The sequence below is a fragment of the Microbacterium sp. genome (assembly GCF_031988965.1).
Classification (GTDB): Bacteria; Actinomycetota; Actinomycetes; order Actinomycetales; family Microbacteriaceae; genus Microbacterium.
In genome coordinates, this window is the sequence record NZ_DALZXX010000190.1 from 1 (window position 1) to 4,380 (window position 4,380).

Annotated in this window: 4 protein-coding genes, 1 tRNA gene and 1 pseudogene; 2 read left to right on the top strand and 4 right to left on the bottom strand. The window is 69.0% G+C overall.

Translation table 11 applies throughout. The features are described 5' to 3' along the window. On the top strand, positions 1–400 hold a 400-nt coding region (locus tag RTM68_RS17180), incomplete at its 5' end, for a hypothetical protein (RefSeq protein ID WP_312173293.1). Between the two features lie 73 nt (positions 401–473). Here RTM68_RS17180 and RTM68_RS17185 read toward each other — a convergent pair. The 3 genes from RTM68_RS17185 to RTM68_RS17195 all read right to left on the bottom strand — a co-directional run bounded on the left by RTM68_RS17185 (position 474) and on the right by RTM68_RS17195 (position 3,687). After that, positions 474–1,040 (bottom strand): LemA family protein, encoded by a 567-nt coding sequence (locus RTM68_RS17185; RefSeq protein WP_194764808.1) that lies wholly within the window; start codon positions 1,038–1,040, stop codon positions 474–476. A gap of 89 nt (positions 1,041–1,129) precedes the next feature. Beyond that, entirely contained in the window at positions 1,130–2,443 is a 1,314-nt protein-coding gene (locus RTM68_RS17190; RefSeq protein ID WP_312173296.1) for a D-arabinono-1,4-lactone oxidase, read from the bottom strand. Beyond that, positions 2,440–3,687, bottom strand: coding sequence for an alanine racemase (locus RTM68_RS17195; RefSeq protein ID WP_312173299.1), 1,248 nt, complete (start codon positions 3,685–3,687; stop codon positions 2,440–2,442). The genes RTM68_RS17190 and RTM68_RS17195 overlap by 4 nt, the downstream gene beginning before the upstream one ends. A gap of 134 nt (positions 3,688–3,821) precedes the next feature. On the opposite strand from RTM68_RS17195, the gene RTM68_RS17200 reads away from it, so the two are divergent. After that, positions 3,822–3,894 (top strand) — tRNA-Leu (locus tag RTM68_RS17200). A gap of 20 nt (positions 3,895–3,914) precedes the next feature. Here the strand turns inward: RTM68_RS17200 and RTM68_RS17205 are convergent. Further along, positions 3,915–4,380: pseudogene (locus RTM68_RS17205) on the bottom strand (hypothetical protein); the annotation flags it as partial.

Sequence of the window (4,380 nt, forward strand, 5' to 3'; positions counted from 1 at the left end):
GAGCGGCCCGCCCTCGCCCGTCGAGTCCCCCAGCGCTTCCGCTGGACCGACGCCGTCTGCCGACCCGCAGGAGCTCGCCCAGCAGACTCTCGAGGCGCAGCTCGAGGAGTGCGCCGGCGAGGTGGTCGTCGGCGGCGCCGTACCCGAAGGATGCGGCATCCGGATCCCCTGGGGAACGGAGTTCGCGGCCGTCGACGAGACCCGCTTCCGCATCGAGCGGATGCCGCTCCTCGAGCTGGCCGACGGCGACTTCGTCGCCCGGGGCGGCGTGCTCGTCGCGACGGTCACCGGTACGGGACAGGACGGGGCGGCGAAGACGGAGACCTACCGCACCGAGTCGTGGTCAGTCCGGGGCGACGTCATCATCTCGGGCGCACAGGTCGACCTCGACATCTGGTGACGTGCGCCTCCACGCCGCAACCCGGAAACGCCGAAGGCCCGATGCGATGCGCATCGGGCCTTCGGCGTCGGAATCAGAACTGCACGCGAGGCGGTTCGGAGATCGCACCGCTGTCGGCGACCTCGAAGAACTCCCGCTCGGTGAAACCGAGTCCCTTCGCGAAGAGGTTGTTCGGGAAGACCTTGATCTTGGTGTTCAGCTCACGCACCCCGCCGTTGTAGAAGCGGCGCGCAGCCTGGATCTTGTCCTCGGTGTCGACGAGGGCCTGCTGCACCTGAAGGAAGTTCTGGCTCGCCTGCAGCTGCGGATACGCCTCGGCGACCGCGAAGAGACTGCGGAGTGCCTGCTGGAGGTGGCCTTCTGCGATTCCGGCCTCACCGGGACCGCCGGCGGAGAGGGTCTCGGCTCGAGCACGCGTGACGTTCTCGAACACCGCCTTCTCATGCGACGCATACCCCTTGACCGTCTCGATCAGATTGGGGATCAGATCAGCTCTGCGCTTGAGCTGCACCGTGATGCCGCTCCATGCCTCATCGACACGGACCTTCAGCTGCACCAGCGAGTTGTACGTCGCCCAGAGGTAGATTCCGACGAGCAGAATCACACCGACGACGATCAGTACTGGCACGAGCCATTCCATCAGAGGCCCACCCTTCCTCGTGTTTCTCTCATCTTATCCGCGCAGTCTGCACGCCGACTGGGTGCGCGCCGCGTGCGGACGGGGGTGCGTCACTCCCCCAGCACTCGATCGAGATACCGGTTCGCGAATCGTCTCTCGGGGTCGAGTCTGTCGCGCAGCGCGACGAAGTCGTCGAACCGCGGATACCGATCACGCAGCTGCGCCGCGTCGAGCGTGTGGAGTTTGCCCCAGTGCGGCCTGCCTGCGTGCTCGAGCATGATCTGCTCGACCGCTTCGAAGTAGGCCGTGGGATCGGCCCGCCAATAGCGATGGACCGCGATGTAGCCCGTCGCTCTGCCGTGCGCCGTCGACAGCCATCGGTCGTCTTCCGCCGCGAAGCGCACCTCGATCGGGAACTCGATGCGCCATCCCCGCTGCTCGATCAGCTCCTTCACGGCGCGGAACGCCGGGATCACGTTCTCCGCGGGCAGCGCGTACTCCATCTCTCGGAAGCGCACGGTGCGGCTCTGCGTGAGAACCCGGTGGGACCGATCGACATACTGACGGTCGCCCGTGAGCGTCACGGCGAGCCTGTTGAACGGAGGCGTGATCGCAGGCACGAGCTGCGCTCCGGCGCAGACCACGCGGTAGACGCCGTTCGAGAGCAGAGTCTCATCGATCCATCGGCCGACGACGGGCAGCGGCTGCCGCCTGGTGGACTCCGGCATGCGGGTCTGCCGCTTCGTCAGGGCGACCTCGGTGTGCGGGAACCAGTAGAACTCGAAGTGATCGGAAGACGCGACACGATCGTCCAGGGTGGCCAGCACGTCGGCGAGCGGAGCGGGTTCGTCGACGGCGCTGAGCGCGTACGCGGGCACGCACTGCAGTGTGATCTCGACGATGATCCCGAGCGCGCCGAGTCCCAGCGAGACGGCCGGGAGCAGCTCGGGGCTGTTGTTCTCGTCCACGCGGAGGAAGTCGCCGGATGCCGTGACCAGGGTGACGCCCACCACCTGGGTCGCAAGACCACCGAAACCGGATCCGGTGCCGTGGGTTCCGGTCGATACGGCCCCGGCGATCGACTGCCGATCGATGTCTCCGAGGTTCTCCATCGCGAGCCCGTAGGGAGCGAGCAGCGCCGGGATGCGGTGGAGCCGGGTTCCGGCCAGCAGCGTGACCCGCCCGCTCTGCTGATCGGCCGCGACGAGTCCCTGCATGTCGTCGAGCTCGAGCAGCACCCCGGGTGCGATCGCGATGCCCGTGAAGCTGTGTCCCGCGCCCACCGCCTTGATGCTGAGCCCGTGCGCGAGAGCTGCCGTGACCGCTCGCTGCACACCTTCCGGGCTGCGCGGGCGTTCGACACGGAGCGGCCGGACCTGTGCGGAGCGTCCCCAGTTCTGCCACGTGCCGCCGATCCTCGTCACAGGAACGCCTTCCCCTCGCCGCGGTATGTCGGCAGTTCGTCGACGACCTCGTCGCCGGACACCAGGTGGTACCGATCGATGCGCTCCGCAGGCTCGCCGCTCTTCGAGTGACGGAACCAGACGCGATCCCCGATGCCGAGCCCCGATGCTTCCCGCCCCTGCAGCGGCGTCTGCACCTCGCCGGCGGCCTCGCGGGCCAGGGTCCGCAAGCCCTGCGGCCAGACCGGCAGCGGTTGCCGCGACGCCAGGGCCGGGCCCGAGGCGATCCACCCGCCACCGAGGACCGTGGCGATGTCGACGGCAGGCCGACGGACGACATCGAACGCGAACGCCGAGGCCGGCGCCGGACGGAACGAACGGTACCCGTCGAACAGGTGCCCCCCGAGGAGTCCGCTGCCCGCACTCGCTTCCGTGAGCGACTCGTCGCTGCCTGTGAACTCGAGCGATCCGGTTCCTCCGCCGTTGAGGAACTCCAGCGGCGCGACATCCGAGAGTGCCGCCACGATCGCCGCCCGACGCTCGCGGAGTTCGGCGCGGGAGCGTGACTGCACGAACCGGATCAGCGGCGCATCCGGACCGGCGTCATCGCCCTGCCCGGCGATCTGTGCTTCGTACATCTGCAGGCCGACGAGAGTGAAACCGGGGCGCCGGACGATCTGTCGGGCGAAGGCGGCGACCTCACCGGCACTGAACAACGCCGACCGTCGCACCCCGATGTGCCCGAGCGTGGACGAGCGCCACGAGGCGTCGGCATCGATCGCCACCCTGATGTCCGGTCGGCTGCCCGCCGGCGCGACGCTGTCGATGATGTCGAGGTGCACAGGATCGTCGACCATGAGCGTGATGCGTCTCGCCGCTTCCTCTGAGGAGAACAGCTCTGCCAGAGCCGCGCGATCGACTGTCGGGTACCCGATCACGATGTCGTCGTGGGTCTCGGCCAGCCAGAGCGCCTCCGCGAGTGTGAACGCCAGGATGCCGCGATACCCCGGCAGTGCGAGCACGGCGTCGAGCACCGCCCGCACGCGGACCGACTTCGACGCGACGCGGATCGGCAGCCCGCCCGCGCGGACGAGGAGATCCATCGCATTGTGCTGCAGGGCATCTCGATCGATGACCGCCACAGGGGCAGGCAGATGACCGGTCGCCGCGGACAGGCGTGGCCAGTATCGGGAGGGATCCTGCCACTCCGGAGCGACGGACGAGGGTCCCCGGTCAGGGCTCAGATCAGCGGTGAGGTCGAGCACTCCCCCACCCTACGGCGTCGGTGGACCGAGGGTCATCCTTTTCGGGACCGGGTCGCACGGGCCGTGATCGTCGACGCTGCGGAGGACATGCGGTCTCTCGCTCCGTGTACGCTGAGCCAGGGCATCGGCCGCGCGCCCCCGTAGCCCAATGGCAGAGGCAGGCGACTTAAAATCGCTTCAGTCTGGGTTCGAGTCCCAGCGGGGGCACCCACCTGTGAGATCGGGACTCAGCGTCCGAAGAGATCTCCGATCCCGGGGATCCCGAGGTCGCCCAGCTTCTGGCCCCACTCGCCCGCGGTGTCGCCGAATCCGGACACGGCCTCTCCTGCCGATCCGAGCACACCCTCGGCTGCGCCTGACACCCCGTCGACCGCGCCCGAGACTCCCTCCGCCGCGCCGGAGACCAGTTCCTCTGCTCCGAGACCGCCGGCGATCGCCTCGAGGTCGACGCCCTGCGCGAGTGCATCGAAATCCACGCCGAGACCCGCAGCCTGTTCGAGCAGAGGACCGGCGACCGCGCTCGTCACCGCTCCCATGGCCACCACTCCGAGCACGCCGACGGCCGCCCCGCCGACGACGCCGGCGGCTCCGACACCTCGCACCCGCGACAGCAGTCCCCGGATCCGCCCGGGTCCCGCAGCCTCGGTGCGACCGGCGGCTCGAGCGAGGTCGAAGGCGGATGCCGATGCCGGC

Excerpts from the sequence above, each read along its gene's own strand:
- RTM68_RS17185 (WP_194764808.1), bottom strand. The coding sequence starts at position 1,040 with ATGGAATGGCTCGTGCCAGTACTGATCGTCGTCGGTGTGATTCTGCTC.